The organism is Streptomyces sp. NPDC013157, assembly GCF_042899865.1.
Lineage (GTDB): Bacteria > Actinomycetota > Actinomycetes > Streptomycetales > Streptomycetaceae > Streptomyces.
In genome coordinates this window covers 246,872-271,077 of record NZ_JBIBAK010000008.1, presented here as the reverse complement: position 1 = coordinate 271,077, position 24,206 = coordinate 246,872, and the positions used below count along the sequence as shown (strand labels likewise).

Below are 24,206 nucleotides of genomic sequence, written 5' to 3'. Positions count from 1 at the left end.
AGGTCAGTAGACGTCCCGGACGTAACGCTTGTCCGCGGCCAGCTGCTTGACGTACACGGTCGCCTCGTCCTCGGTCAGTCCGCCGTGCACGGTGGCGATGTCCTTCAGGGCCCGGTCGACGTCCTTGGCCATCCGGGAGGCGTCGCCGCAGACGTAGAAGTGGGCGCCGTCCTGGAGCCAGGACCACAGCAACGGCCCGTGTTCGCGCATCCGGTCCTGGACGTACACCTTGGCACGCTGGTCGCGCGAGAAGGCGGTGTCGAGGCGGCTCAGGGTGCCCTCGGCGAGCAGGGCGGTGAGCTCCTCCTCGTAGTAGAAGTCGGTGGCCCGGTGCTGTTCGCCGAAGAACAGCCAGTTGGGGGCGCGGTGGCCGCGGGCGCGGCGCTCCTCCAGGAAGCCGACGAACGGCGCCACGCCGGTGCCGGGGCCGACCATGACCATGGGGGTCGCCGGGTCGGCGGGCGGCCGGAAGTGCGGGGAGCGCTGGACGTGCACCGGGACCGGCGTGCCGGGTTCGGCGTCCGCGAGGAACGGCGAGCAGACGCCCTGCCGGGGCCTGCCGCGCAGGTTCTCGTAGCGGACGACGGAGACGGTGAGCGAGACCTGGTGGGGGTCGGTCAGCGGACTGGACGAGATGGAGTACAGGCGCGGCTGGAGCCTGCCGAGGACGCCCGCCCATTCCCGGGCGTCGGCACGGATCCCGAACTCGGCGACGACGTCGACCGCCTGGCGGCCCCAGGTCCACTTGGCCAGCTCGTCCTTGTTGTCGGGACGCAGCAGCTTGCGCAACTCGCGGGGGTCACGGGTGCGTTCGGCGGCGAAGCGGAGCAGGTCCGGGGTGACCCGGGTGATGTCCAGATGGCGGGCGAAGGCCTCGGCGAGCGGGACTTCGCCGACTCCGCCGACATCCACGCCGGTTGCGGCGTCGAGGCCGGTGACGTCCAGCCATTCCGCCACCAGGTCACGGGAGTTGAGGGGACGGACGCCGAGCGCGTCGCCCGCCTCGTAGACCAGTGGGGTCTCGCTGTCGCGGGTGTCGAAGGTGAAGCGGCGGACCTCCTTGCCGGCGCCGGGCAGGCTGAGCAGCCGGTTGCCGACGAGGCGGGCGGTGGTGGGGGCGGGGCGCCGGGACCTGGCGGGCGCGGGGGCCGGCGCCGCGGAGCCGTCCTTGAGCGCGGTCAGCACCCGGTCCAGCCAGGCCTCCGCCTGGGTCTCGTAGTCCGGTTCGCAGTCGGTGCGCGGCGCGATGCGGACCGCGCCGAGTTCGTCCATCCGGCTGTCCAGGCGCCGCCCGTGCCCGCAGAAGTCGTCGTAGCTGGAGTCGCCGAAGGCCAGCACGGCGTACCGGCGGCCTTCGAGGCGCCCGGCGTCGAGGGCGGCGAGGCCGTCCCAGAAACCCGCGCCGTTGTCGGGGGCGTCGCCGTCGCCGAAGGTGCTGGTGATCAGGAGCAGGTCGGCGCCCGTGGGCAGGGTGGCCGGGTCGGCCTGGTCCATGGCGACGAGGGAGGCCGCGTGGCCGCCCGCGGTGAGGCGCTCGGCGGTGCTGGCGGCGAAGTCCTCGGCGTTGCCGGTCTGCGAGGCCCAGAGGACCACCACCTGGCGGCCCGGCGTGGGGAGGGGGGCCGGGGTCACGGTGGACCGGGAGTACATGCCGGCGAGGGTGCCGTTGACCCACAGGGCGTGCTCGGGGCTGAACGGCGCGTCCGGCGGCAGCACGGGGACGCCGGGGGCGCCGACCGGGATGCCGGCGAGGAAGCCGAGCAGGTACTGCCGTTCGGACGCGGTGAGGACCGGCGGCGGGGTGGGGCCGAGGCCGAAGACGGAGGCGGCGGAGGGCAGCACGGCGGGGGGCGCGACGACGCCGCCACCGGCTACGGCGGCGCCGCCACCGGGTACGGCGGCAGCGGGTGCGACGACGGCGGCCGGGGTCTCCTGCGCACCGGGCACCTGCACGCTCACCGGTGTCGACACCTTGGTCAGCGACACCGCGCACACCTTCAGCTCGGGCTGGAACGACAGGGGATCGACGGCGTCGCTGGTCACGGCGTTGACGCTGAGGTACTCGCCGAACAGGTCGTTCCAGTGGAAGGGCGCGAAGCAGGAGCCGGGCAGCACCCGGTCCGTGACGACCGCCGGCAGCACCGCGCGGCCGCGCCGTGAGGCGACCTCCACGGAGTCGCCGTCGGCGAGCCCGAGCGCGGCCGCGTCCTCGGGGTGGACCTCGACGAACGGGCCCGGGTCGAGCTTGTTCAGCTTGGCGACCTTCGCGGTCTTGGTCAGGGTGTGCCACTGGTGCTGGAGGCGGCCGGTGTTCAGGACGAACGGGTAGTCGTCGTCCGGCATCTCGGCGGGGTCCACGTGCGGCCGGGCGTGGAAGACGGCGCGCCCGGAGGCGGTGGCGAAGGTGAGGGAGCCGTCGGCGTCGACGTACCGGACGGGGTTGCGGTCGGGGCCGTCGGCGGTGGCGGCCGGCCACTGGACGGGGGCGGTGCGCAGCCGGTCGTAGGTCACGCCCCGCAGGTCGTAGCCGGTCTGCGGGTTGTGGAAGCGCTTGATCTCCTCGAAGATCTCCTCCGCGCTGTCGTAGGAGAAGCCGTCCTCGTATCCCATCGCGCGGGCCACGCCGGCGATCAGCCGCCAGTCGGCGGTGGCCTCGCCGGGCGGGTCGGCGGCGGGGCGGGCGAGGGTGAGGTTGCGCTCGCTGTTGATGAGGACGCCCTCGGTCTCGGTCCACAGGGCGGCGGGCAGGACGACGTCGGCGTAGGCGTTGGTCTCGGTGTCGGTGAAGACGTCCTGGGTGACGACGAACTCGGCGGCCTCCAGGCCCTCGATGACGGTCCTGCGGTTGGCGACGGAGGCGACCGGGTTGGTGCAGATGATCCAGCAGGCCTTGATCTCGCCGTCGGCCATCTTCCGGAACATCTCCACCGTGCCCTTGCCGACGCCGTCGGCGCGGATCGAGCCGGGCGCGAGCCCCCACTGCTCCTCGACGAACGCGCGGTCCGCGGCGGCGAGGACCGACCGCTGGCCGGGCAGGCCCGGTCCCATGTACCCCATCTCCCGGCCGCCCATGGCGTTGGGCTGGCCGGTGAGGGAGAGCGGGCCGCTGCCCGGACGGCAGATCTTCCCGGTCGCGAGGTGCAGGTTGACCAGGGCGTTGGTGTTCCAGGTGCCGTGCGTGGACTGGTTGAGGCCCATGGTCCAGCAGCTGGTCCACTCCCCCGCCTCGCCGATCAGCCGGGCCGCCGCGCGCAGGTCGGCCTCGGGGATCCCGGTGATGTCCGAGACGGCGGCGGGCGGGTAGTCCGCGAGGAACTCCGGCATCGCCTCCCAGCCCTCGGTGTACGCGGCGACGAAGCCGGGGTCGGTGTGCCCGTTCTCGTACAGCAGGTGGAGCAGGCCGTTCAGGAGCGCGAGGTCGGTGCCGGGCTTGACCTGCAGGAACAGGTCGGCCTTGTCGGCCGTGGCGGTGCGGCGCGGGTCGACGACGATCAGCTTCGCGCCCGCCTTCACCCGGTCCATCAGGCGCAGGAAGAGGATGGGGTGGCAGTCGGCCATGTTGGCGCCGATGACGAGGAAGACGTCCGCCTTGTCGAGGTCCTGGTACGAGCCGGGCGGGCCGTCGGCGCCGAGCGAGAGCTTGTAGCCGGTGCCGGCGCTGGCCATGCACAGCCGGGAGTTGGACTCGATGTTGTTGGTGCGGAGCCAGCCCTTGGTGAGCTTGTTGGCGAGGTACTGGGCCTCCAGGCTCATCTGGCCGGAGACGTAGAGGGCGACCGCGTCCGGGCCGTGTTCGTCGACGATCGCGCGCAGCCGCCGCGCGGTCTCGGCGACCGCCGCGTCCACGGCCGACGGCACCGCCTCCGCGCCCCGCTCGGGCCGCAGCAGGGCGGTGGTCAGGCGGCCGGGCGCGGCGAGCATGTCGGCGGTGGTGGCGCCCTTCGTGCACAGCCGGCCGAAGTTCGCCGGGTGCTCCTTGTCGCCGGACGCCTTCAGGACGGTACGGCGGCCGTCCGGGCCCATGCCGATGTCCAGGACCATGCCGCAGCCGACCCCGCAGTACGAGCAGACGGTCCGCACCCTGCCGGTGTCGGTGCTGCGCGAGTCCGGCGCGGCCACGGGCGCCCCCTGTTCCTGCTGGTCAGCCTCTTCCATTCGACACCGACGGTAGGTAGGGCTGATTACACCGGCGTCACCGCTCCTGATCAACGGGGGTTAAGGCCGCCGCACAGCCCCGCTCCGGGCGGTGTGAGCGAAGGCGCCCGGGATGCCCGCCGGAGCCGTCCCGGGATGCGCCGTGCCGGGACCTGTTGCACGATGAGGGCGGCCGAGGGAGGGGGCAGGCGAGGAGGACCGGGTGGACAGGGACACCTCCTCTCGACGACGGGCCGCACCGGCGCCGGCGCCGGCAACCGCGCCTGCGGCGACCGCGCGGGACACACCGAGGTCACCGGGCGCACGGGACACACCGAAGACGCCGGGTGCGCCCGTCGCGCGGGGCACACCGGCTCCGGCCGCGGCGAAGGCGTCCCCCGTCGGCATCGGCTACGTCGACATGCTGCGTGGCATCGTCGAGGACGCGGCCGTGGGCTTCGCCGTCCTCGGCACCGATCTGCGCTACCTCTACGTCAATCCGCACATGGCCCAGGCGACGGGCGTGCCGGCCGCCGCCTACCTGGGCCACACCCAGCGCGAGGTGCTGCCGCACATCCAGCGGCCCGACCAGGTGCTGCGGGACGTCATCCGCGACGGACGGCCGCGCGAGGCCATCATCACCGGACGCACCTGGGTGGACTCGCCGTACCAGGTCCGGGAGTGGCGGTGTGTGTACCACCGGCTCGTGGACGGCACGGGCAGGGTGGTGGGCGTGGCCGCGGTGGGCCTGGAGATCAGCGAGCCGCAGCAGTACCTGTACGAGCTGGAGCGCGCCCACCGGCGGCTGGCGCTGCTGGACTCGGCCGCGTCCCGGATCGGCACCGGCACCGACGTCGCCGGGACCTGCCGGGAGCTGGCGGAGTTCGTCGTACCGGAGCTGGCGGACGCGGCCGGAGTGGAGCTCACTCCGCCGGACACCGTGTCGGCGCGGCGGACGCCGACACGGCTCGCGGCGTACGCCACGCGCCCCGGGCTGGCCACCGGGCTGGCGGCCCTCGACTCGCGCGGCGAACTGGTCGGCTGGCCACGCGGCACCGGGACCCGGCGGAACCTGGCGGCGGGCCGGATCTGGCGCCGCAGCGCGATCACCGCGGCGCAGTGGCGGTCGCTGATCCCGCGCTGGGCGCCCGCCCAGGCGTGTCTGGCCGCCCGGGTCCACTCGGTGCTGCTCGCCCCCCTGGTCTCGGACGGCCGGGTGCTCGGCATCCTGCTGCTGGCCCGGGCCGGGGACTCCGGGCCGTTCTCGAACGAGGACGCCACGGTGGCCCGCGAGCTCGCCGCCCGCGCCGCCCGCGCCCTGGACCGGGCGGTCCGCTTCGAACGCGAGCACACCATGGCCCTGGAGCTGCAGCGGGCCCTGCTGGCCGAGCCCGGCCAGTTGCAGCAGCACGCCGGTGTGGAGACCACGGCCCGCTACCGTCCCGCCGACGACGGCTCGATGATCGGCGGTGACTGGTACGACGTCCTGGCACTGCCCGACGGCCGCACGATGCTGGTCATCGGGGACGTGATGGGCCACGGTGTGGACGCGGCCGTGGCGATGAGCCACTACCGTTCGACGCTCCGCGCCCTGGCCCTCGCGGGGCTCTCGCCGCGCCGCATCCTGCAGCACGCGGACCGCATGGTCGCCGACTCCGGCTTCGAGCGGGTGGCCACCTGCTTCCTCGCGCTCGGCGACCCGGACGTCGCCACGCTCACCTACGCCAGCGCCGGCCATCTGCCGCCGGTCTGGCTCACCCCTGAGGGCGAGATGCAACTGGTCCCGGTGCCGGTCGGCCCGCCGCTGGGCAGCGGGCTCGGCCGGTACGAGCAGGGCGTCACCCCGGAACGCGGCGGGGTGCTGCTCCTGTACACGGACGGGCTGGTGGAGCGGCGCGGCGAGGACATCGACCGCGGTCTGGCACGGCTGACGGGACTGTCGCTGTGCCCCACCGATCCGCTGGACAAGATCCTCGACACGGTCCTGGCGCACCTCGCCACCGGTTCCGAGGACGACATCGCGCTGCTCGCGGCCCGCGCGGTACGCGGCTGAGCGGCACGCCCGTACGCCGGGGCGCGCGCCCGCCGTGCCTCCGGCAGCCGTGTGACACCGCCGCGGGTGGCTCGTTCACCGCCGGGGAAGCGATCAGCAGTGAGGACCGGGTATGCGGCACGAGGAGAACGGCACGGCGGCCGCCGTGGAGCAGGCGCTGCGGGACTGGCTGTCCGGGGACGCCGAGGGTCCGCTCACGGAGGTGCACCGCTGGGCGCTCCATCCGCCGGGCAAGCTGCTGCGGCCGGTGCTGCTGCTGGAGTCGGCGGCGGCGGTGGGCGGGTCCTGCGAGCGGGTCATGCCCGCGGCGGTCGGGGTGGAGCTGGTGCACGTGGCGAGCCTGCTGCACGACGACATCCTCGACGACGACCAGCTGCGCCGCGGCAAGCCGTCGGGGCATGCGAGGTTCGGGCCGGGCGCGGCCGTCCTGGGCGGTGACGCGCTGATGTTCGCGCTGTTCGAGCAGGTGGTGGAGTGCGGTCGGCGCGGGGTGCCGGAGGCGGCCGTGAACCGGGCCGTGGGCATGCTGGCGCGGGCCGGCCGGCGGATGGCGCAGGGGGTGGCCCGGGAACTGGACCCGGTCCGGGCGCCGGACGCGATCGGCGGGTATCTGGAGATGGTCCGGCTGAAGACGTCGGCGCTGCTCGGCGCGTGCTGCGCGACGGGGGCGGTGCTGGGCGGCGGCTCGCCGGGGCAGGCGCGGGCCCTGGCCGGGTACGGCGAGGCGCTCGGAGTCGCGTTCCAGATCCGCGACGACCTGCTGCCGTACGGCCCGGAGGCCGGGCGGGAGGGCAAGCCCGCCGACAGCGACGTGCGCAACGACCGGCCCAGCCTGCCCCTGCTGCTGGCCGGGCCGGTCTCGAAGGATCCGGAGAAGGTGGGGCGGCTGCTGGTGGAGACGGGCGTGCTGGAGGAGTGCACGCGGATGGCGCGCGCCTATGCGGAACGGGCCTGCCGGGAGCTGGACGCGCTGCCGCAGGGCCCGCACCGGACCGCGCTGTGCCGGATCGCCGAGGCGCTGGCAACCGGGCCGTGGCGTGCGGGCGGAGCCGGTTGACGGCGACGCGGCTGCCCGGCCATCTGGAGACGCTGCGCCCGTACGACCTGGTGGTCACCCCGGTCATCACCGCGCTCGGCCTCACGGCGTGTGCCGGGGCGCTGTACACCGCCGACTACCTCACCCGGCACGAGGACGGGCGGACCAAGCCGTACCGCCCCATCCCCTCCGGACGGCTGCGGGCCGCCACCGCACGGCGGTGCGCGGTCCTCCTCCGGCCGGTGGCGTTCGTCCTGGCCACGCTGGCCGACCGGCGTTCCCTCAGCCGCGGGTTCAGTCGTAGGTGATGACCATGCGGAAGCGCGCGGCCCCGGTGAGCATCTTCTGGTAGGCCTCGTCCGCCTGCTCCAGCGGTACGGTCTCGATCGTCGGGCGGATTCCGTGCAGGGCGCTGAACTCCATGGTGTCCTGCACGTCCCGCGCGGTGCCGGACGGATGGCCGCGGATCTCCCGCGCGCCCGTGAGCAGCTGGAGCGGGCTGATCCCGAGCGGCTCGGGGTCGATGCCGATCACCACCAGCTCGCCCCGGGGCCCCAGCCCGTCCACGGCCGCGGAGATCGCCTGGGAGTTGCCCGCGGTGGCGAGCACGACCTTGGCGCCGCCGAGCGACTGGAGGGACTGCGCGACCGGGGTCTCGGCCGTGGAGTCGACGTAGTGGTGGGCGCCGAGCTGCTTGGCGAGGTCGGCCTTCTCGGCGCCTCGGGCGACGGCCACCGTCTCGAAGCCCATGGCCACCGCGTACTTCACCCCGAGGTGGCCGAGCCCGCCGAGGCCGACGACGGCGACCAGGTCACCGGGCTGGGCCGGGCTGCGCCGCAGACCGTTGAAGGTGGTCACGCCCGCGCAGCCCAGGGGGGCGGCGTCGGCCGAGGCCAGCCCGTCGGGGATGCGGGCCAGCGCGTCGACCGGTGCGATCACCTGCGCGCCGAAACCGCCGTCGTAGGACCAGCCGGGCACCTTCAGGTTCTCGCAGACGATGAAGTCGCCCTGGCGGCAGGGCTTGCAGTGGCCGCAGCTGCCGCCGAACCAGCCGACGCCCACGCGGTCGCCGAGCTGCCAGCCCCAAGCCTCGATGCCCTCGCCGAGCTCCTCGATCCGCCCGGCGATCTCGTGGCCGGGTACCACCGGGAACGTGACACCGGGCAGTGCGGCGGTGACGAAGAAGGTGTCGCTGTGGCAGATGCCGCAGGCCTCGACGGCGATCCGCACATGGCCGGGGCCCGGCCTCGGCACCTCCCGCTCGACGATCTCGAACGGCCCGCCCAGAGCGGTCACCTGCGCGACTCGGTAGGTACTCATGCGTCTCTCCCGGAACGGGTACGACGGGTAGGGTCCGAAGCCCCCCACCCAGCACACCAGCTCCGGGCCGATCCCGCGCGCCGAGCCCCGCCCGGCACCGTCGCCCGGTCCGGCGGTCGGGTGCGGGCCGGTGGGGGCTCGTCGCGCGGTTCCTCCCCCAGCCTTCGGCCGGGGGTACCCCCAGCGCCCCTTACGGGGCGCTGCAGCGGATCAGGAGGTGATGCCGTTGTACTGGTCCCAGGTGTAGGCGAGGTCGGGTGAGGAGGGCTTGCCGGGCCAGTTGAAGTAGTCCCAGACGAGTTCGGCGGGGTTGGTGGCGAGGTAGCCCCGGCCGGGCAGGTCGTCGCCGTCGTCCCAGGCCCAGGGCGGGTTGGCCGCGTCGGTGTCGCACGCTCCGTCGGCCGGGCCGAGGACCCCGCCCGCGCCGCACTTGGCTCCGTAGGGGTTGGAGCTGTCGTCGCCCGCGAAGTTGTCCGGCGTCGCGAACAACGTCGTCAGGGTGCGGTTCGCCCACATGCCGTTCGCGGCGAAGACGTCGGTCAGGGTGTACTGCACGTCCCGGTCGTCGGAGCCGGACGGCACCTCCGCGGTGGAGCCGGGGTAGTAGACGATGCCGTCGCCGCTCGCGTACTGGCTGCGCTCCTGGGACAGGTATCCCTCGGCCCAGGCGGCGTGCGTGTTGGGCTGCTGGGTGGTGAACGGGCGGCCGTGGCCGTCGTCGTGCGGGTCGCCCTGGAGCTTCAGTGTGCCGTCGACGCTCTCCTGGCCGCTGGTGAAGTCGCTGCCGGAGGGCACCCAGGAGTAGAAGTTGCTGTGCGCGACGGTGACGGCGGCCTTCAACTGGCCGTGCGCGGAGCCGTCGTTGGCCACGACGACCAGGACTCCCTCGGCGTCGTTCTCGTGCTCGGTGAGGTCCTCCTGGTAGTTGTCGAGGACGCCGTCCGACCAGTCGCGCGGGTGGAAGTACGTGTACAGCAGGTAGGAGAAGGACGGGGTCTGGACGACCGAGTAGTAGACGTGGGCGGCGAGCGGGAACTGGCTGGTGTTCTCCCAGTTGTCGCGGCCGTTGAGGTCGCCGTCGTAGTCGTACGACGTGATGTAGTCGGACTTGCCGCCGAGTGCGGTCTCGCCGGTGGAGTCGACGTCCTGGAAGTTGACCGGGGCCCACCACTGGGCGAGGGCGGCGCGGTCGGTGGCGGCGTCCGCGGCGGCGGGGGTCGGCTGGGTGAGGCCGGCACCGCAGACGGCGGCGAGGGCGGCCGTCACGGCGAGGGATCTGCGTCGGGTCAGAGGCACACGGAAACGGTGGGGGCGGCTGGTTGCCACGGTTCCTCCGGGGGCGGCGAAAGGAACCGGCACGTCGGTGAAGTCGACGTGCCGGTACGGGAGTTGACGCATGTTCCGGTGGTGCGTGTGGTGCCGCGCGTACGATACAGCGCGGCGCGCGCGGCCCGGCAGGGCCTCAGCAGGTGACGGTGCCCCTGCGCAGGGCGTGACCGCTGTCGTTGCTGTCGTCGGACCACCACACCGGCTTGGTGCCGCCGCTGCACGCGTCGGAGCCGGAGACGGCGAAGCCCTCGTTGTTGTAGTTGTCCATGCCGGTCGGGCGGTTGTAGACGGCGGTGGTGGCGAAGACACCGGAGGAGTTGATCTGCATGGTGCGGTGCCGGCCGGAGCAGGTGTCGTCGCAGACCACCCAGAGACGGGACGTCTGCGGCTCCCACTGGAGCTCCATGACACCGGCCATGCCGCTGCTGAGGGACGCCACGCGGGTGAAGGTGCCGCCGTCCTCGAGGACGTAGCCGTAGATCATGCCGGTGCCCTCGACGCCGACGAAGAACACCCCGCCGGTGTGCGAGCCGTAGTTCGCCGGGTTGTAGGCGGCACCGGTCGAGGCGTCCTTGAACCCGGCCGCGGTCAGGGTGGCGTCGGGGACCCAGGTGATGCCTTCCAGGCCGAGGTTGGAGCCCACCGACGGCAGGTCGGAGGTCAGGTTCCACTCGGCGGCCGCGGTGATGGCGGTGGCGGTGCCGCTCACGTCGTACTTGAGGACGGAGAGCCTGCTGGTGCCGGACGAGTCCGCGTTGCGCTCACTCGCCACGTACACACCGCCGCTGGAGCCGGAGCCGGTGAGCGTGACGCCCTCGTCGTCGGGCGTGCCCGAACCGCTCGGGAACCTGAGCGTCTTGCCGGAGGTCCAGCCGCTGCTGGTGTCGGCCTTCCAGGCGGTGGAGCCGTTGGGCACCAGCCGCCACAGCTTGCCGCTGTTCTGCGCCGCCCACAGCACGCTCCCCTCCTGGTAGAGGCCGCTCATGTCGGAGCCGAAGGCGTTCTTGGTGTCGGCGGTGGCGACCGAGCTGCCGCCCGGCCACGCGGTCGCCGAAATACCGCCGGAGCCACAGTCGTTGGCGGCGCCGAGGGTCAGCGCGGCCGACCCGAAGGAGCCGGTGCCGTCGGGGCAGCGCGACCAGGAGGGGTCGGAGTGCGAGGTCCAGCTGAAGCTGTCGACCAGGGTGGTGCCGTCCGCGAGGTACAGGCGCGCCTCGTCGGAGGAGCCCAGACCGAAGGCGTTGTGCACGTCGAAGGCGACGAAGCCGCCGGGGGCGAGCGTGGTCCCGGAGGCTATCGCGTACTTGGAGCTGTCGTTGTCGTCCCTGAGGATCCATCCGGAGACGTCGACCGTGGCGGTGCCCTTGTTGTAGAGCTCCACCGAGTCGTCGACGCTCCCGGTGGTGGCCACCTCGTTGATCCGGATGTCGTCGGCCGCCGCCGCGTGGGCGGGCGACGCCGTCAGGGCACCGACGACGAGCGTCGGTCCGGCGACGGCGACGAGCAGAACACGGAGGCTGTGGCGCCACCGGCGAGCACGTGATTCGGTCACGAAATCCGTCCTGGGGTTTCGTTGTGACAGGCCGCCAGGACCTTTCCGACACCGCCCGAACGGCCGCCTTCACGCAGGTGAGGGGGTTATGAACGGTGAGCGAACCGCCAAGATCGCTCCGGGCGGCCGGAGGTGGCCGTCCAGACCGTGGCGAGCAGGGCAATGACGAGCACCGGGAGCAACTGGGACGCGTGGGTGCCCGCACCGTCCGCCGCGCGGGCGACGAGGTTGTCGAGCCCCAGAGCGGTACCGACCGCCGTCCGGGCCCGTCCCGCGGCCCACCGCCGCGCTAACTCGCCCTCGACGAGGGCTTGTTGGCGATTTCACGCAGCGCGTGGATGACGCTGCCGAGGTGCGCGCGGGCGGCCTGTTCGGCGGCGGCCGGGTCACGGCCACAGACGGCGTCGATGATCGCGAGGTGCTCCGGGAGCGAGACGGCCGGCCGCCCCGGCTGCAGGGCGAGCCGGAACTGGTGCCGTACCGACTGGCCGCGCAGCCGCTCCAGCACTCCCCCGGCCGTGGACTGGCCGCTCAGCTCCATGAGCCGGCGGTGCAGCCGGTTGTTCAGCTCGGAGTAGGTCATGACCTCCCCGGCCTCGACCGCCCCGATCATCCCCGCGCGGATCTCCCGCAGTTCGGCGATCTCCGCGTCGGTCACCCGCTGGGCGGCCTTGGCGGCGCACAGGCCTTCGACCACCATCCGCACCTCGGTGATCTCGATCGCCTCGGCCAGCGGCACCGCGCGCACCCGGGCGCCACGGTTGGGGATGCGCTCCACCAGCCCCTCGTTGCCCAGCTGGAGCAGGGCCGAGCGCACGGCACCCCGGCTGACCGCGAACCGCTCCGCCAGGTCGACTTCCACGAGCCGCTGGTCCGGCACGTACTCCCCGCGCACGATCGCCGCGCGGATGACCTCGACGACCGGGTCGGACCCGGACGGGATGTTGGGTGCTGCCGGCACGTGGTGCCCCTTTCCGCAACGGAACAGATCGCCAACGATATTGTCGCCAATCCTGCCCTGCCGTGACGGCCTCCGGCCAGGGACGATGAGCACGACCCGAAGACACCCGTGGACTCCGCCGCCCGGCCGAGCGTCCATGCGCGGACCGGCACCGGCCGGCCGGTGCCGTCGGGGTAGGCGGCGGGGCCGCCGTTGCGCATCACCTCACACGTGACCGCCGAGGTCGGACGGTCGACACGACGGGCGACCGTTCGCGAGGTCGCCGCCCTGAGCCGGTCACCCCACGAAGGAAGTTCATGTACCTGAACCTTGCGCACATGCATGTACGCGAGCGGCGCCGCATGCGAGACTCCTTCAACTCCCCCACTCATCAGTTCAGTTGGAGAGGAAGGCACCCATGCACATGTCCCGCAGGGCCGTGCTGGCCACCGCAGGCGGCGCCGCGGTGGCGTACGCCGCCGCACCTCAGTCCGCGCAGGCGCTCACCGGCCAGGTGCCGGCGGCGACCGAGACGGTGCTGCGTGACGCGGCCGACTACGCGGTCGCGAAGGTGCGTGCCGTCGCGCCCGGGGTGAGCGCCTTCCCCGTCGGGACGAAGTTCGAGAAGTGGGTCTACTCCCAGAACGGCGACTGGGTCGGCGGATTCTGGCCCGGAATCCTCTGGATGAGCTGGCTCCACAGCGGCGACGACAGCCTGCACGCCCTCGCCCTGGCGTCGGCCGCGAAACTCGCCCCCCGCCAGTACGACACCAGCACACACGACCTGGGTTTCCTGTTCACCCCGTCCTGGGTCACCGCCTGGCGGCTGACCGGCGACACGTCCTGGCGGGACGGCGCGGTACAGGCGGCGCGTTCACTGCTCCAGCGCTACAACCCCCGTGGCCGCTACCTGCGGGCCTGGGGTGCGCTCAACACCTCCGACAACGCGGGGCGCATGATCATCGACACGATGATGAACCTCGACCTTCTCGTCTTCGCCGCCCGGCAGACCGGCGAGAGCGCGTTCATGGACGCGGCCGTGGGACACGCGCAGACCACCCGGCGCCTCTTCCCACGACCGGACGGATCCACCCCGCACGCCTACGACCTCGACCCCGCCACCGGCGCCCCCATCGGCCCGAACACCGTCCAGGGCTACAGCCCCACCTCCTGCTGGGCCCGCGGACAGGCCTGGGGCATCTACGGGTTCACCACGATGTACCGGCGCACCGGCGACCGCCGGTTCCTCGCCACCGCCCGCACGCTCGCCGACTACGCCGTCAAGGCCCTCGGCCCGGACCACGTGCCCGTCTGGGACTATCGCGCACCGCAGCAGCCGTACGACGTCAAGGACGCCTCCGCCGGGACCGTCATGGCCTGCGGGCTTCTCGACCTGGCCGCCGCCACGGGCAGCCGGCCCTACCGCAGCACCGCGCTGCGCATCCTCGGTGCCCTGTGCGAGACCTGCCTCACCACCCACTCCACCCGCGCCGAGGCCGTCGTCGCCCGCTGCACCCGCAACCGCCCCGCCGAGGACGGCATCGAGATCTCCCTCCCCTATGCCGACTACTACCTCCTCGAAGCGATCCTGCGCGTCCTGCTCCCCCACGACCTGGACCGGGCGATCGATCTGTCGACGGTCTGACGAGGCACTCCTCAGCCGGCACACGGGGTGAACAGCCGCTGATGTTCACCCGTACCCCCTGTCGTACGCCCGGCCGTCGGCCGGGGCAGGACCACCCGGAAACGGAGGGCAACGTGCTGCAGCAGCCACGAGCCCGGCACACCGGCCGCCTGATGCGCGGCGCGACCCTGGCCGCGACCCTGGCGATCGTCCCCCTGACCGCGGCCTGTGGCGGCGGTGACGACGACGCCGACACGAAGCGGAGGCAGACGAAGGTCTCCGTGTCGGACGCCCCCGCGAACGGTGTGGTGGCTCCGGCCAAGGTCGAGGTGATCGCCGGCCTGACCGGCTGCAAGCCCAAGATCCGCATCGAGGCCACGGAACTGCGCCAGGGCCTGTGCCACACCAGGAAGGTCGACTACCTCATCACCACCTTCCCCACCGACGAACTCAAGGAGACCTGGCTGGACTCCGCCTCGGGGTACGGCGGCCAGTACCTGGTCGGCACCCGGTGGATCGTCAGCGCCCAGCCGGAGATGCTGGACGGGTTCCGCGACAGACTCGGCGGCACGATCCGGCAACTGCGCGGCTTCGGCCCGGCGGCGGAACCGAGCGCGTCGTAGCGCGGCGGCGCAGGAACCGCCTCCGCCCGTCTCGTATCGGGGGCGGCTCGGTCATGGGGCGAGCCTAGGGCGTGGCGCTCGTCGTCCCGGCGGTGCCGGTCGGCGGTGCGGTGAGGGGGGACGGCTGCTGCGGCGGGGACGCCTCCCCCGAGTCCGCCTGGACGACGAGGACGACCGCGATGACCGCCGTCGTGAGGGCAGCCATGGTGGCCAGCCACCAGATCCCGATCGCTTTCGCGTGAGCGGCCATGGCACCCTCCTTCGACGCGGAGCGTACGCCGTTGCCCGGAGACGGAAGAACTCTCTTTTCACAGCACGCGACAGCCGGCGCCCCACACCACCGGCCGCACCGCCACATTCTGACCGTCTTCCTCGGTTGTCGCGCCGAATTGAAAAATCTGCAAGGTAATTGACCCGGTATCACCGGAAAGAGCACGACGGCCGTCGACTCGAAGCGCGCCCGCAGCGCCGTCCGACGCGTCCCGTTGAGCCGTTCCCCATGGCCGGCCGGCGAAGGGCTTGTGGAGGTGATGTGCGGGCATACGGGATTCACCCCTTCGAGAGGAGCCAGTTCATGCCCGGCATAGTTGCGGCGGTGTTGTTCTTCATCGCCTTCCTGATCAACGCGGCGGACATCAGCACCAATGACACGTTCACCTCCACGAACCTGATGCTGCTGGGGCTGACCGCCCTGGCCCTGCACGTAGCGGGAATCGGAACCGGCTGGTCGTACCGACGGCGGCGCTGATCGCCGCTTCCGCAGGCCTCACGATCGGTGACCGCCACAGCCTCCTGTGAGACAGACCGTCAAATTACCGAACCGTAACCTGCAAGCCGCTGTCACGAGTAACTTACTCGTGCGTAAGGTCTGGCGCACCGCCATCGAGCGGCACGAGCGCGCCCCTGGGACGGTCGCTCCCGTGCCGCGTGTGCACCTCACTGCCAGCCGCTTCTCAGGAGGTTCGCCATGCCCGCACGCAGACGGCTTCTGGCCGCAGCGGTCACCACCGCCGCCGCCTGCCTAGGCGCTCAGGCCCTCTCGGACACCCCCGCCACGGCGGCGGACGAGGTGGTCTCCCGGGGTGTCGACATCCCCGCGTTCTACAACCCGCCCGCCCACCTGCCCGCGGCCGACGGCGCCCTCGTCCGCACCGAGCCCCTCCCACTCGCCCTCAGCCTGCCCGGACTCGACGGCCCGCTTCCCGGCAGCGCGACCCGTCTGATGTACAAGTCCACGGACTCCAACGGTCAGCCGGTGGCCGTAACCGGCGCCTACATCGAACCGTCCGCTGCATGGCAGGGCGACGGACCGCGCCCCCTGGTCGTCGTGGCACCCGGAACCATGGGACAGGGCGACCAGTGCGCCGCCTCCCTGGGACTCGAACACCCGCTGACGGCCAACAGCCAGACGGTGTCCGTCGGTTACGAGGACCTGGCGGTCTACCGTCTCCTCGCGAAGGGCATCGCGGTGGTCGTCACCGACTACGTCGGTCTCGGCGCGACCGACCGGCTGCACACCTATGTCAACCGCGTCGACGAGGGGCACGCGGTGCTGGACGCCGCCCGCGCCGCCCGCTCGGTCGGCGGAGCCTCCGTCACCCACGCGTCCCCGGTGGGGCTGTTCGGCTACAGCCAGGGCGGCGGGGCGACCGCAGCCGCAGCCGAACTCCAGGCGTCCTACGCCCCCGACGTCACACTCGCCGGCACCTACGCGGGCGCGCCGCCCGCCGACCTGACCTCGGTGACCAAGGCCATCGACGGCAGCGAACTGGCCGGCGCGCTGGGCTGGTCGCTCAACGGCTTCCTCCAGTCCGACCCCTCGCTGAAGCCGATCGCCGAGGCGCACCTCAACGCCGCCGGCAAGGCCGCCCTCGCCGACCTGTCGACCATGTGCGTCGGCGACGCGATCTTCGGCTACGCCTACGCGAAGAGCACCAAATGGACGACCGACGGACGGTCCATCAGCGACATCATCGCCGACACACCCGCACTCCAGTCGTTCCTGAACAGCCAGCGCATCGGCACCCTCACGCCGTCCGGGCCCGTCCGTGTCGCAACCGGCGTCAGCGACAACCTCGTTCCACACGCCCAGGCCCGGCAACTCGCCGTCGACTGGTGCCGCAAGGGAGGCGATGTCACCTACAAGGCCGTCGTGCTGCCCAACGTCGGCAGCGCCCTCCTCAACCACTTCGCCCCGCTCCTCACCGACCAGACCGACGCCGTCCACTGGCTGGCCGACCGGCTCGCCGGCAAGGCGACCACCTCCAACTGCTCCAGCATGCCCCTCCAGCCCTGATCCGCCGGCCGGTGGGCGGCGGACAGTGCGTGCCGGCCGGTGGGCGGCGGACAGTGCGTGCCGCCCACCTCACCGTCGGCCGGGCGCGGGCCTCCGCATCACCGGCGTCAGGCGGGCCGCCGAGCGTCCGGGGCGCTTTCAGTCGGCGGTCGCCGTGGACGGGGTCCCGGGTGGCAGGTTGAACGGGGTGACCACCTGGATCGCCGAGGGGAGGGGCGGGCCGTCGTCCGGCAGGGCCCGGTGGGCCCGCATGACGGTCTGGCAGGCGCGGCGCATGTCCTGGCGCAGGTCGTGGTGGAGCACCGCGGACAGCCGGCGCTCGCGGAGCAGGCGGGTGTTGTCGTGGTCGAGGTCGTGGGCGACGAACACCGCGCACTGCCGTCCGAGGACGTCGAAGGCCTCGAGGGTGGCCCGGTTGCCGCCGCCCACGGAGTACACGGCGACGACGTCCTCGTCGCGTCGGAGAGCCTCCCGGACGAGGTCGTACTGGGTGGCGTCCAGCCCGTCGCTGTCCGTGACCTCCACCAGCGAGCGGTGCGGGGCGGCGAGGCGCATCGCGCTGCGGAAACCCATCTCGCGTTCCTCCTCACCGCGGAAGGAACCCCGGCTGATGGTGGTGAGCACGTTTCCCGGCCGGTCGCCGAGCCACTGTTCGAGCAGGTAGGCGGCGGTGGCGCCGGCCGCGCGGTTGTCGATGCCGATGTAGGCGAGGCGGGCGCTGTGCGGAAGGTCGGTCACCAGGGTGACCACCGGGATGCCGGCCGCGACCAGCCGCCCGACCGCGGCCGCCGTCTCCGGTACGTCGGGGGCCTTGAGGATCACGCCCTGCGTACCGCGCTTGGCGATCCTCTCCAGGGCGGAGACCAGATCCTCGGGCGGGCAGGTCTCGCGGAAGTGGAAGCGGGAGCGCACGACGGCCGGGTGCAGGGCCGGCAGTTCGGCCTCCAGCGCCCCGCGTACGGCGGTGGAGAACCGCTCCGGTGCCTGCATGACGATGTCGATCATGAACGTGCGGCCGCCGATGCGGACCTGGGTCTGCTGGCGGTCCAGGTCCTTGATGGCCTGGTGGACCTCGCGGACGGTGCCCTCCCGCACGTTGCCCCGCTGATGGAGGACGCGGTCGACGGTGGCCGTGCTCAGCCCGGCCTGACGGGCGATTTCCCTGATCGTATAGGGGTGGCGCATGACGGATTCCAGCGGACGGTGATGGACTTTTGATGCACTGCTGAGCATTGAATGACGGGTTCGGGTTCTCAACACTGACAGAAAGGCAGGCACGGCGAAAGGACCCGGATGCCCTCCCAGACCACCGCACAGCGGACTCGGCTGACCGAGGCCGACTGCGACCTCGACGCGTTCCGCTCGCTCGTCGAGCAGGCGACGGATGCCGCCGACCACCCCTCGGCGGAGCGGGTGGAACAGAACGTGCCGCTGTACGACAGCGACCGGCTCCGCACCCTCACGGCCACCGCCGACGGCCGCCGCGAGGTCCAGGACGAGCTGGTCCGGGCACTGCTCGACGGACCCGGCATCGTCGTCCTCAAGGGCGCGTTCGCCGACCCCGACGTCGTGGACCGGGCCACCGAGACCTTCACCGCGCTGATCGAGGAGGAGCGTGCGAGCGGTGCCGCCCGCGGCGACCACTTCGCCGAGCCGGGCGCCAACGACCGCGTGTGGAACGCCCTGGACAAGGTGGCCGTACGGGCACCAGAGGTGTTCGCCGACTACTACGCCAACGACATGACCGCGCTGATCGCCGAGGCCTGGCTGGGCCCCGCCTACCAGGTCACCTCACAGGTCAACGTCGTGAACCCGGGCGGCGCCGCGCAGAGCGTGCACCGCGACTACCACCTCGGTTTCCTCTCCCGGGAGCGGGCCGCCGCCTACCCGGCGCACGTCCACCGCCTGTCGCCGGTCCTCACCCTCCAGGGCGCCGTCGCCCACTGCGACATGCCCGTCGAGTCCGGCCCCACGCTCTACCTCCCGCACTCCCAGAAGTACGAGCCCGGCTACCTCGCCTGGCGCCTGCCCGAGTTCGTCGAGTACTTCGACGCCCACCACGTCCAGCTCCCCCTGGACAAGGGCGACGCGGCCTTCTTCAATCCCGCGCTCTTCCACGCCGCCGGGCACAACCGCTCCGCCGGTATCCGCCGCATGGCTAACCTGCTGCAGATCTCCTCCGCCTTCGGGCGCGCCATGGAGACGGTGGACCGCGAGGCGATGGCGAACGCCCTCTTCCCGGTGCTGCTGCGCCGCAAGGCCGAGGGCGTCTCGGAGGACTGGCTGCGCCGCGTGGTCGCCGCCACCGCCGAGGGCTACCCCTTCCCCACCGACCTGGACCTCGACCCACCGGTCGACGGCCTCGCCCCGCCCTCCCAGGCCGACACCCTCCGGCAGGCCGTCGACGAGGGCTGGACACCCGACCGGCTGGAGCACGAACTGCGGGCCGGCGCCGAGCGCCGCCACGGCTGAAAGGAACACCGCACTCATGGCACTTCTTCAGGGCAAGGTCGTCCTGGTCAACGGCGGCAGCCAGGGCGTCGGCGCCGGCATCGTACGGGCGGCCGTACGCGAGGGCGCGGCCGTCGTCCTGACCGGCCGCCGCGCCGAGTTGGGTGAGAAGCTCGCCGCCGACACCGGCGCGCTCTTCGTACGGGCGGACCTCGCCGACCCGGCGCAGGCCCGCGACTCCGTCGTACGCACCCTGGAGGCGCACGGCCGGATCGACTGCCTGGTCAACGCGGCCGGGCTGACCTCGCGTGGCTCGCTCCTGGACACCACACCCGACATGTTCGACCAGCACATGGCGATCAACCTGCGGGCGCCGTTCTTCTCGATGCAGGCGGCCGTGGCCGACATGAAGGCCCGCAAGGCACCCGGCACCATCGTCAACATCATCTCCAACTGCGCCCACGGCGGCCCGCCCTACCTGGCCGCCTACTCCGCGGCCAAAGCAGGCCTTGCCGGGCTGACCCGCAACGCCGCCCACGCCCACCGCTGGGACAGGATCCGCATCAACGGCCTCAACATCGGCTGGACCGACACCGAGGGCGAGGACGCCGTCCAGCGCGCCTTCCACGACGCCGGCGACGACTGGCGGGAGAAGGCCGCCGCGGCCCAGCCCATGGGCAAGCTCGGCCAGGTCGACGAGATCGCCGACTTCGTCGTCCTCCTGCTCTCCGACCGCAGCGGAGTGGTGACCGGATCCGTCATCGACTGGGACCAGATCGTCTTCGGCGGGATGGACTGAGCCGCTCTTGGACGAGTGCCACCTGGCGGCCGGGTTCCCGGTCCGGCGGACGGTGGTCCCGGCCACTCCCTTGCTCAACCTATCGAATCTCGATAGATTCCCATCGTAACTCGATGGAAGGAGGAGCCGTGGGGAAGCTGACCGTGCGTGCGCTGCGCGCCGTGCTCACGCTGGTACTCGTCGGCACCGCGTTCGTACAGGCGATGATGGTCTGGGTGTTGGCCAGCGGGAGCGATCCGGAGGACGGGACACTCCCGCTGACGGCGTTCCGCCTGATCACGATCCTGGGCATGACCTCGGCCCAGGTCGCCCTGGTCTGCGTATGGCGGCTGGTGTCGATGGTGCGACACGGAACCGTGTTCTCCCACGCCGCCTTCCGGTACGTGGACGGCGTGATCGGCGCGATCGTGGCGGCCGCCCTCCTGTGGTTCGCGGTCACGGCCGTCAACGCGCCGGGCCAGCGGGACGACCCGGGCGTCACCCTCATCATGGGCGGGATCGGCGTGGCCGTCCTCGGGGTCGCGCTCATCGTGCTCGTGCTGCGGATGCTGCTCGCCCAGGCTGTCGCACGCGACGTCGAGGCGAGGGAGATGCAGGCCGAGTTGGACGAGGTGATCTGATGCCGATCGCCGTCGACATCGACGTGATGCTGGCCAGGCGGAAGATGTCCGTGGGCGAACTCGCCGACCGCGTGGGGATCACGCCCGCCAATCTGGCGGTGCTCAAGAACGGCCGCGCCAAGGCGGTACGCTTCGCGACCCTCGCCGCGCTCTGCGAGGTGCTCGAATGCCAGCCCGGCGACCTGCTGCGCTGGGAGGCCGAGGACGGGCATGAACACGGATCGCCGGGATCGGCCCGGGCGGAGGATGTCGCCTGATCGGGTCGCGCTCGCCGGGAGTGGCCCGATACCTCACGTCCGTCCCGAAAGGTCTCGGTAATCTGCGGACCCTGAGACGGTCAGAGGGAACTGGAGATTCGTTCACATGTCCAAGATCGCCCTGTTCGGCGCCACCGGCACCATCGGATCCCGCATCCTGGACGAGGCGCTCCGCCGTGGCCACATGGTCACAGCGGTCGTCCGCGACCCGGCGAAGCTCACCCGGAACGACCCCGGCCTGACCGTGGTCACCGGCGACGTCCTGGATCCCGGGTCCGTCGCCGAAGCGGCCAAGGGGCAGGACGTCGTGATCAGCGCGGTCGGCGGAGGCGACGGGCCCGGCCACGTCGCCACCATCAGGCCCGGCGCCGAATCCCTGGTCGCCGGCGTCCGCAGCCTGGAGGGACCGGCACCCCGGCTCGTCCTGGTCGGCGGCGCCGGTTCCCTGCGCAGGCCGGACGGCACGCAGGTCTGGGACGCGGAGGGCCTGCCGGAGTTCCTGCTCCAGATCATGCACGCCCACGGGGACGCCCTGGACTACTGCCGCACCGTCAGCGATGTGCGCTGGACCAGCCTCAGCCCCGCTGCCACGATCGAGCCGGGCGAGCGCACCGGCGTCTACCGCATCGCCAAGGAAGATCTGATCATCGCCGAGGACGGCGGCAGCCGTATCTCCGCCGAGGACTACGCGGTCGCCCTGCTCGACGAGATCGAACAGCCACGGCACATCGGCGAGCGCTTCACCGTCGGCTACTGACAGGTCGGAAACGTCCCCGGAGACCGAGCCCCCGGCTGCCCCCGGCGGGGCGGGGGCGACGCCCGTGGTTAGGGTTACGGCATGTACACACGGGGGCGCAACCTCAGATTCACCGCGGTGTCGGCCATGGTCGTCCTGGCCCTGACCGGGTTCTCCTCGAGCCGTGACCAGCACGGCAGTGACGGTGGCGGTTGCAGCGGTTCCCGCCAGGACCACGACGGTTCGAGGCCGTCCCCGAGCGGAACCGGCACTCACCGTGCGCAGCCCACCCGCCCCGCCACCCCCACGGCGTCCCCCTCCCGCGCCACCGCCCGGCCTCTGAAGAACGGCACCGCCGCCCTCGTGCGCTGCGCGAGCGCGGACGACCCCTACGCCACCGTCGAAGTCAGGAATCCGAACACACGCGAGGGCCTCTTCACCGTGAAGATCGCTTTCAAGGACAGGAACGGCTTCACCGTCATCGACACCTCTGATCAGGTGTCGGTGGCCGCGAAGGACAAGGCGACCCTGCGCGTACCCGTCGCCGGTACGGGACGTGTGGACGCGATCGATCACTGCGACGTCGATCCGAAAGCCACGGTCGACTGACAGCAGAAGGACGACCGGCCGGCAGTGTCACCCGTCCAGCACGGCCAGGGCGTCGATCTCCACCAGCAGTCCCGGCGGCAGCTGCAGGTAGACATCGGTGAGGTACACGCGCGGCATCACGACGTCGTCGAGGCCGGCGCCGGCCGCCTTGAGGGCGGCGGTGACGTCGCGCAGTACCTGCGTGGTCTGCTCGGCGACCGAGGTGCCGACGGCGTCGCCCGTCTCCGGGTCGAACGGAAGCTGCCCGGAGATCTGGAGGACGGGGCCTTCGCGGATGCCCTGGGACTGCTCTCGTGGTGCGCGCGGCGGATCATCATCCGTGGCCCGTCGACGGTGTTCTGTGACGACCACGCGCGTCCGGGCCGTCCGCACAGGGGCCCGACGAGGGTGTGACGGGCATCACCTCGTTCGGAAAACCGTTCGTTCGATCCCGGCGTCTTGCGGGTGTGAGATCAGCGAGGAAGGCACTGGGCCGACTGGACGAGGAGCATCTCGTCCGGCTGGTGGCCGGCGGTGACCGTGCCGCGTTCGAGGAGTTGTACCGGCGTACGTCGCCGTGGATGGCGGTGCGGCTGCGTCGTCGCTGCGCGGACGAGCAGATCGTCGCCGAGGTCATGCAGGAGACCTATCTGGCGGTGTGGCGCGCTGCGGGCGCGTTCGCCGGGTCCGCGGCCGGGGGAAGCGCCGTCGGCTGGCTGTGGACGATCGCGGCGCGCCGGCTCGTGGACGCGTTCCGGCGCCGGGCCCACCACGCGGAGCCGCCACCGGCCGCCGCGGTGTCCCCCGCGGCGCCCGCGGCCGAGGAAGAAGTGCTCGCGGCGACCGTCGCCGGTGACGTCGGGGACGCGCTGCGACTGCTGGCGCCGGAACTCAGGGACGTACTGCAGGCCATGGTGCTCGACGGGCTGTCCGTCCGGGAGACCTCGGTCCTGCTGGGACTGCCCGAGGGCACCGTCAAGACGCGGGCCCGCCGGGCCCGGACCGAGATGCGGAGGGCACTGGCATGAACGGGGAACACGCGTCGGCACGGATCATCGAAGGCTATGCCCGCGGCGCCAAGGATCTCGGCGCCGACGAAGTGTGGGCCGTGGAAGCCCATCTGGAGGAGTGCCGGGGATGCCGTGACCGCCTGTCCGCCGTTGTCGGTGCCGAGGTGCCCGCCGTGGCGTCGCTGGTCGACACCGTGTGGTCCGGCCTCGAACCCCGGCTGGCGGTCACCGCCACAATGCCGCGCCGACGGCGCCGGTCGGCACGTCTGTCGGGGTGGCTGACGCCCGCGATGGCGCCGTGGCTGGCCATGGTCGTCGGCGTGACGCTGCTGGCCCTGCTGCTCGACCTGGTCGGCACCGGCTTCGGCCAGGTGTCGCTGGTGCTGCTGCTCGCCCCGGTCCTGCCCGTGCTCGGCGTCGCGGCGTCGTGGTCGCGCGGTCTGGATCCCGCGTACGAGCTGACGGCCTCCGCGCCGCGCGCGGGTCTGTACCTGGTACTGCGGCGTACCGCGGCCGTACTCGCCGTGGTCGTCCCCGCTTTGCTGCTGGCCGGCTGGGTGACAGGGGTGACGGCCGCGCAGTGGCTGCTGCCCTGTCTGGCCTTCACCACCACGACGCTGGCGCTGGGCGGGGTCGTGGGGGTGACCCGCGCCGCCGTCTGGCTCATGGCCGGCTGGGCCGCGGTGGTCGTGGCGCCGACCGTGGCCGCCGGCCGTACCCCCTTCGTCCTGCGGACGGACGGTATGCCCGTGTGGGGGCTGGTCCTCCTGCTCGGCACAGGTGTCGTGATCGCCCGCAGGGGCGCGTACTGCGTGCTGGGAGCCCATCGTTGAACGTC

The 24,206-nt window shown here is 72.3% G+C and carries 23 protein-coding genes; 15 read left to right on the top strand and 8 right to left on the bottom strand.

The features are described from left to right. Positions 1-3: 3 nt before the first annotated feature. Positions 4-4,155: a molybdopterin-dependent oxidoreductase gene (locus ACFY6U_RS24790; RefSeq protein ID WP_390041514.1), complete on the bottom strand. Its 4,152-nt coding sequence runs from the start codon at positions 4,153-4,155 to the stop codon at positions 4-6. A 202-nt stretch (positions 4,156-4,357) separates the two neighbouring features. Between ACFY6U_RS24790 and ACFY6U_RS24785 the strand changes: the two genes are divergently transcribed. The 3 genes from ACFY6U_RS24785 to ACFY6U_RS24775 all read left to right on the top strand — a co-directional run bounded on the left by ACFY6U_RS24785 (position 4,358) and on the right by ACFY6U_RS24775 (position 7,531). Then, positions 4,358-6,187 carry a SpoIIE family protein phosphatase gene (locus ACFY6U_RS24785; protein WP_390041512.1) on the top strand — a complete coding sequence of 610 codons (1,830 nt, stop codon included), beginning with the start codon at positions 4,358-4,360 and terminating at the stop codon, positions 6,185-6,187. Positions 6,188-6,299: 112 nt separating this feature from the next. Beyond that, positions 6,300-7,244, top strand: a complete 945-nt coding sequence (locus tag ACFY6U_RS24780) for a polyprenyl synthetase family protein (RefSeq protein ID WP_390041510.1) — start codon at positions 6,300-6,302, stop codon at positions 7,242-7,244. Beyond that, positions 7,241-7,531: a hypothetical protein gene (locus ACFY6U_RS24775; RefSeq protein WP_390041508.1), complete on the top strand. Its 291-nt coding sequence runs from the start codon at positions 7,241-7,243 to the stop codon at positions 7,529-7,531. Before ACFY6U_RS24780 ends, ACFY6U_RS24775 begins: the two co-directional genes overlap by 4 nt. On the opposite strand, the gene ACFY6U_RS24770 is transcribed toward ACFY6U_RS24775, so the two are convergent. The 4 genes from ACFY6U_RS24770 to ACFY6U_RS24755 form a co-directional block, all read right to left on the bottom strand. Beyond that, complete coding sequence (locus tag ACFY6U_RS24770; RefSeq protein ID WP_390041507.1) at positions 7,518-8,543, bottom strand: alcohol dehydrogenase; 1,026 nt, start codon at positions 8,541-8,543, stop codon at positions 7,518-7,520. The two genes, ACFY6U_RS24775 and ACFY6U_RS24770, sit on opposite strands and share 14 nt — an antisense overlap. 210 nt (positions 8,544-8,753) lie before the next feature. Beyond that, on the bottom strand, positions 8,754-9,839 hold the full coding sequence (locus ACFY6U_RS24765; RefSeq protein WP_390041505.1) for a hypothetical protein: 1,086 nt from the start codon (positions 9,837-9,839) through the stop codon (positions 8,754-8,756). A gap of 166 nt (positions 9,840-10,005) precedes the next feature. Further along, positions 10,006-11,424, bottom strand: coding sequence for a lamin tail domain-containing protein (locus ACFY6U_RS24760; protein ID WP_390041503.1), 1,419 nt, complete (start codon positions 11,422-11,424; stop codon positions 10,006-10,008). A 289-nt stretch (positions 11,425-11,713) separates the two neighbouring features. After that, a complete protein-coding gene (locus tag ACFY6U_RS24755; protein WP_390041501.1) occupies positions 11,714-12,385 on the bottom strand; it encodes a GntR family transcriptional regulator in 672 nt (223 codons plus the stop codon). Positions 12,386-12,782: 397 nt separating this feature from the next. Here ACFY6U_RS24755 and ACFY6U_RS24750 point away from each other — a divergent pair, with 397 nt between their 5' ends. Beyond that, positions 12,783-14,009: a glucuronyl hydrolase gene (locus ACFY6U_RS24750; RefSeq protein WP_390041499.1), complete on the top strand. Its 1,227-nt coding sequence runs from the start codon at positions 12,783-12,785 to the stop codon at positions 14,007-14,009. Between the two features lie 152 nt (positions 14,010-14,161). Then, positions 14,162-14,611: a hypothetical protein gene (locus tag ACFY6U_RS24745; protein ID WP_390041773.1), complete on the top strand. Its 450-nt coding sequence runs from the start codon at positions 14,162-14,164 to the stop codon at positions 14,609-14,611. A gap of 64 nt (positions 14,612-14,675) precedes the next feature. Here ACFY6U_RS24745 and ACFY6U_RS24740 read toward each other — a convergent pair whose 3' ends face one another. Continuing rightward, entirely contained in the window at positions 14,676-14,861 is a 186-nt protein-coding gene (locus ACFY6U_RS24740; protein ID WP_390041497.1) for a hypothetical protein, read from the bottom strand. Between the two features lie 324 nt (positions 14,862-15,185). Between ACFY6U_RS24740 and ACFY6U_RS24735 the strand changes: the two genes are divergently transcribed. After that, positions 15,186-15,359 carry a hypothetical protein gene (locus ACFY6U_RS24735; RefSeq protein WP_351497320.1) on the top strand — a complete coding sequence of 58 codons (174 nt, stop codon included), beginning with the start codon at positions 15,186-15,188 and terminating at the stop codon, positions 15,357-15,359. 219 nt (positions 15,360-15,578) lie between these two features. Next, positions 15,579-16,907 (top strand): lipase family protein, encoded by a 1,329-nt coding sequence (locus tag ACFY6U_RS24730; protein WP_390041496.1) that lies wholly within the window; start codon positions 15,579-15,581, stop codon positions 16,905-16,907. A 138-nt stretch (positions 16,908-17,045) separates the two neighbouring features. Here ACFY6U_RS24730 and ACFY6U_RS24725 read toward each other — a convergent pair whose 3' ends face one another. Further along, complete coding sequence (locus ACFY6U_RS24725; protein ID WP_390041494.1) at positions 17,046-18,092, bottom strand: LacI family DNA-binding transcriptional regulator; 1,047 nt, start codon at positions 18,090-18,092, stop codon at positions 17,046-17,048. Positions 18,093-18,200: 108 nt separating this feature from the next. Here ACFY6U_RS24725 and ACFY6U_RS24720 point away from each other — a divergent pair, with 108 nt between their 5' ends. From ACFY6U_RS24720 to ACFY6U_RS24695, 6 genes are all read left to right on the top strand, one after another. Then, positions 18,201-19,379 carry a phytanoyl-CoA dioxygenase family protein gene (locus tag ACFY6U_RS24720; RefSeq protein WP_390041492.1) on the top strand — a complete coding sequence of 393 codons (1,179 nt, stop codon included), beginning with the start codon at positions 18,201-18,203 and terminating at the stop codon, positions 19,377-19,379. Between the two features lie 16 nt (positions 19,380-19,395). Then, positions 19,396-20,157, top strand: a complete 762-nt coding sequence (locus ACFY6U_RS24715; RefSeq protein ID WP_390041490.1) for an SDR family oxidoreductase — start codon at positions 19,396-19,398, stop codon at positions 20,155-20,157. A 128-nt stretch (positions 20,158-20,285) separates the two neighbouring features. Further along, on the top strand, positions 20,286-20,777 hold the full coding sequence (locus ACFY6U_RS24710) for a DUF2975 domain-containing protein (protein ID WP_390041488.1): 492 nt from the start codon (positions 20,286-20,288) through the stop codon (positions 20,775-20,777). Continuing rightward, the gene (locus ACFY6U_RS24705) at positions 20,777-21,034 is read left to right on the top strand and encodes a helix-turn-helix domain-containing protein (RefSeq protein ID WP_390041487.1); all 258 of its coding nucleotides are present in this window, start codon (positions 20,777-20,779) and stop codon (positions 21,032-21,034) included. The genes ACFY6U_RS24710 and ACFY6U_RS24705 overlap by 1 nt, the downstream gene beginning before the upstream one ends. A gap of 106 nt (positions 21,035-21,140) precedes the next feature. Then, a complete protein-coding gene (locus tag ACFY6U_RS24700) occupies positions 21,141-21,791 on the top strand; it encodes an NAD(P)-dependent oxidoreductase (RefSeq protein WP_390041485.1) in 651 nt (216 codons plus the stop codon). Positions 21,792-21,872: 81 nt separating this feature from the next. Then, positions 21,873-22,379: a hypothetical protein gene (locus ACFY6U_RS24695; RefSeq protein WP_390041483.1), complete on the top strand. Its 507-nt coding sequence runs from the start codon at positions 21,873-21,875 to the stop codon at positions 22,377-22,379. A 27-nt stretch (positions 22,380-22,406) separates the two neighbouring features. Here ACFY6U_RS24695 and ACFY6U_RS24690 read toward each other — a convergent pair whose 3' ends face one another. After that, entirely contained in the window at positions 22,407-22,730 is a 324-nt protein-coding gene (locus ACFY6U_RS24690) for a Rid family hydrolase (protein WP_390041481.1), read from the bottom strand. A 95-nt stretch (positions 22,731-22,825) separates the two neighbouring features. On the opposite strand from ACFY6U_RS24690, the gene ACFY6U_RS24685 reads away from it, so the two are divergent. Continuing rightward, on the top strand, positions 22,826-23,386 hold the full coding sequence (locus ACFY6U_RS24685; RefSeq protein ID WP_390041480.1) for an RNA polymerase sigma factor: 561 nt from the start codon (positions 22,826-22,828) through the stop codon (positions 23,384-23,386). Next, positions 23,383-24,201: a zf-HC2 domain-containing protein gene (locus ACFY6U_RS24680; RefSeq protein ID WP_390041478.1), complete on the top strand. Its 819-nt coding sequence runs from the start codon at positions 23,383-23,385 to the stop codon at positions 24,199-24,201. The genes ACFY6U_RS24685 and ACFY6U_RS24680 overlap by 4 nt, the downstream gene beginning before the upstream one ends. The last annotated feature ends 5 nt before the right edge of the window (positions 24,202-24,206 follow it).

Bases quoted from the DNA above. Each gene is read 5' to 3' on its own strand.
- ACFY6U_RS24790 (WP_390041514.1), bottom strand. From the start codon at position 4,155: ATGGAAGAGGCTGACCAGCAGGAACAGGGGGCGCCCGTGGCCGCGCCG.
- ACFY6U_RS24780 (WP_390041510.1), top strand. From the start codon at position 6,300: ATGCGGCACGAGGAGAACGGCACGGCGGCCGCCGTGGAGCAGGCGCTG.
- ACFY6U_RS24770 (WP_390041507.1), bottom strand. From the start codon at position 8,543: ATGAGTACCTACCGAGTCGCGCAGGTGACCGCTCTGGGCGGGCCGTTC.
- ACFY6U_RS24750 (WP_390041499.1), top strand. From the start codon at position 12,783: ATGCACATGTCCCGCAGGGCCGTGCTGGCCACCGCAGGCGGCGCCGCG.
- ACFY6U_RS24745 (WP_390041773.1), top strand. From the start codon at position 14,162: ATGCGCGGCGCGACCCTGGCCGCGACCCTGGCGATCGTCCCCCTGACC.
- ACFY6U_RS24740 (WP_390041497.1), bottom strand. From the start codon at position 14,861: ATGGCCGCTCACGCGAAAGCGATCGGGATCTGGTGGCTGGCCACCATG.
- ACFY6U_RS24735 (WP_351497320.1), top strand. From the start codon at position 15,186: ATGCCCGGCATAGTTGCGGCGGTGTTGTTCTTCATCGCCTTCCTGATC.
- ACFY6U_RS24730 (WP_390041496.1), top strand. From the start codon at position 15,579: ATGCCCGCACGCAGACGGCTTCTGGCCGCAGCGGTCACCACCGCCGCC.
- ACFY6U_RS24725 (WP_390041494.1), bottom strand. From the start codon at position 18,092: ATGCGCCACCCCTATACGATCAGGGAAATCGCCCGTCAGGCCGGGCTG.
- ACFY6U_RS24720 (WP_390041492.1), top strand. From the start codon at position 18,201: ATGCCCTCCCAGACCACCGCACAGCGGACTCGGCTGACCGAGGCCGAC.
- ACFY6U_RS24715 (WP_390041490.1), top strand. From the start codon at position 19,396: ATGGCACTTCTTCAGGGCAAGGTCGTCCTGGTCAACGGCGGCAGCCAG.
- ACFY6U_RS24705 (WP_390041487.1), top strand. From the start codon at position 20,777: ATGCCGATCGCCGTCGACATCGACGTGATGCTGGCCAGGCGGAAGATG.
- ACFY6U_RS24700 (WP_390041485.1), top strand. From the start codon at position 21,141: ATGTCCAAGATCGCCCTGTTCGGCGCCACCGGCACCATCGGATCCCGC.
- ACFY6U_RS24695 (WP_390041483.1), top strand. From the start codon at position 21,873: ATGTACACACGGGGGCGCAACCTCAGATTCACCGCGGTGTCGGCCATG.
- ACFY6U_RS24680 (WP_390041478.1), top strand. From the start codon at position 23,383: ATGAACGGGGAACACGCGTCGGCACGGATCATCGAAGGCTATGCCCGC.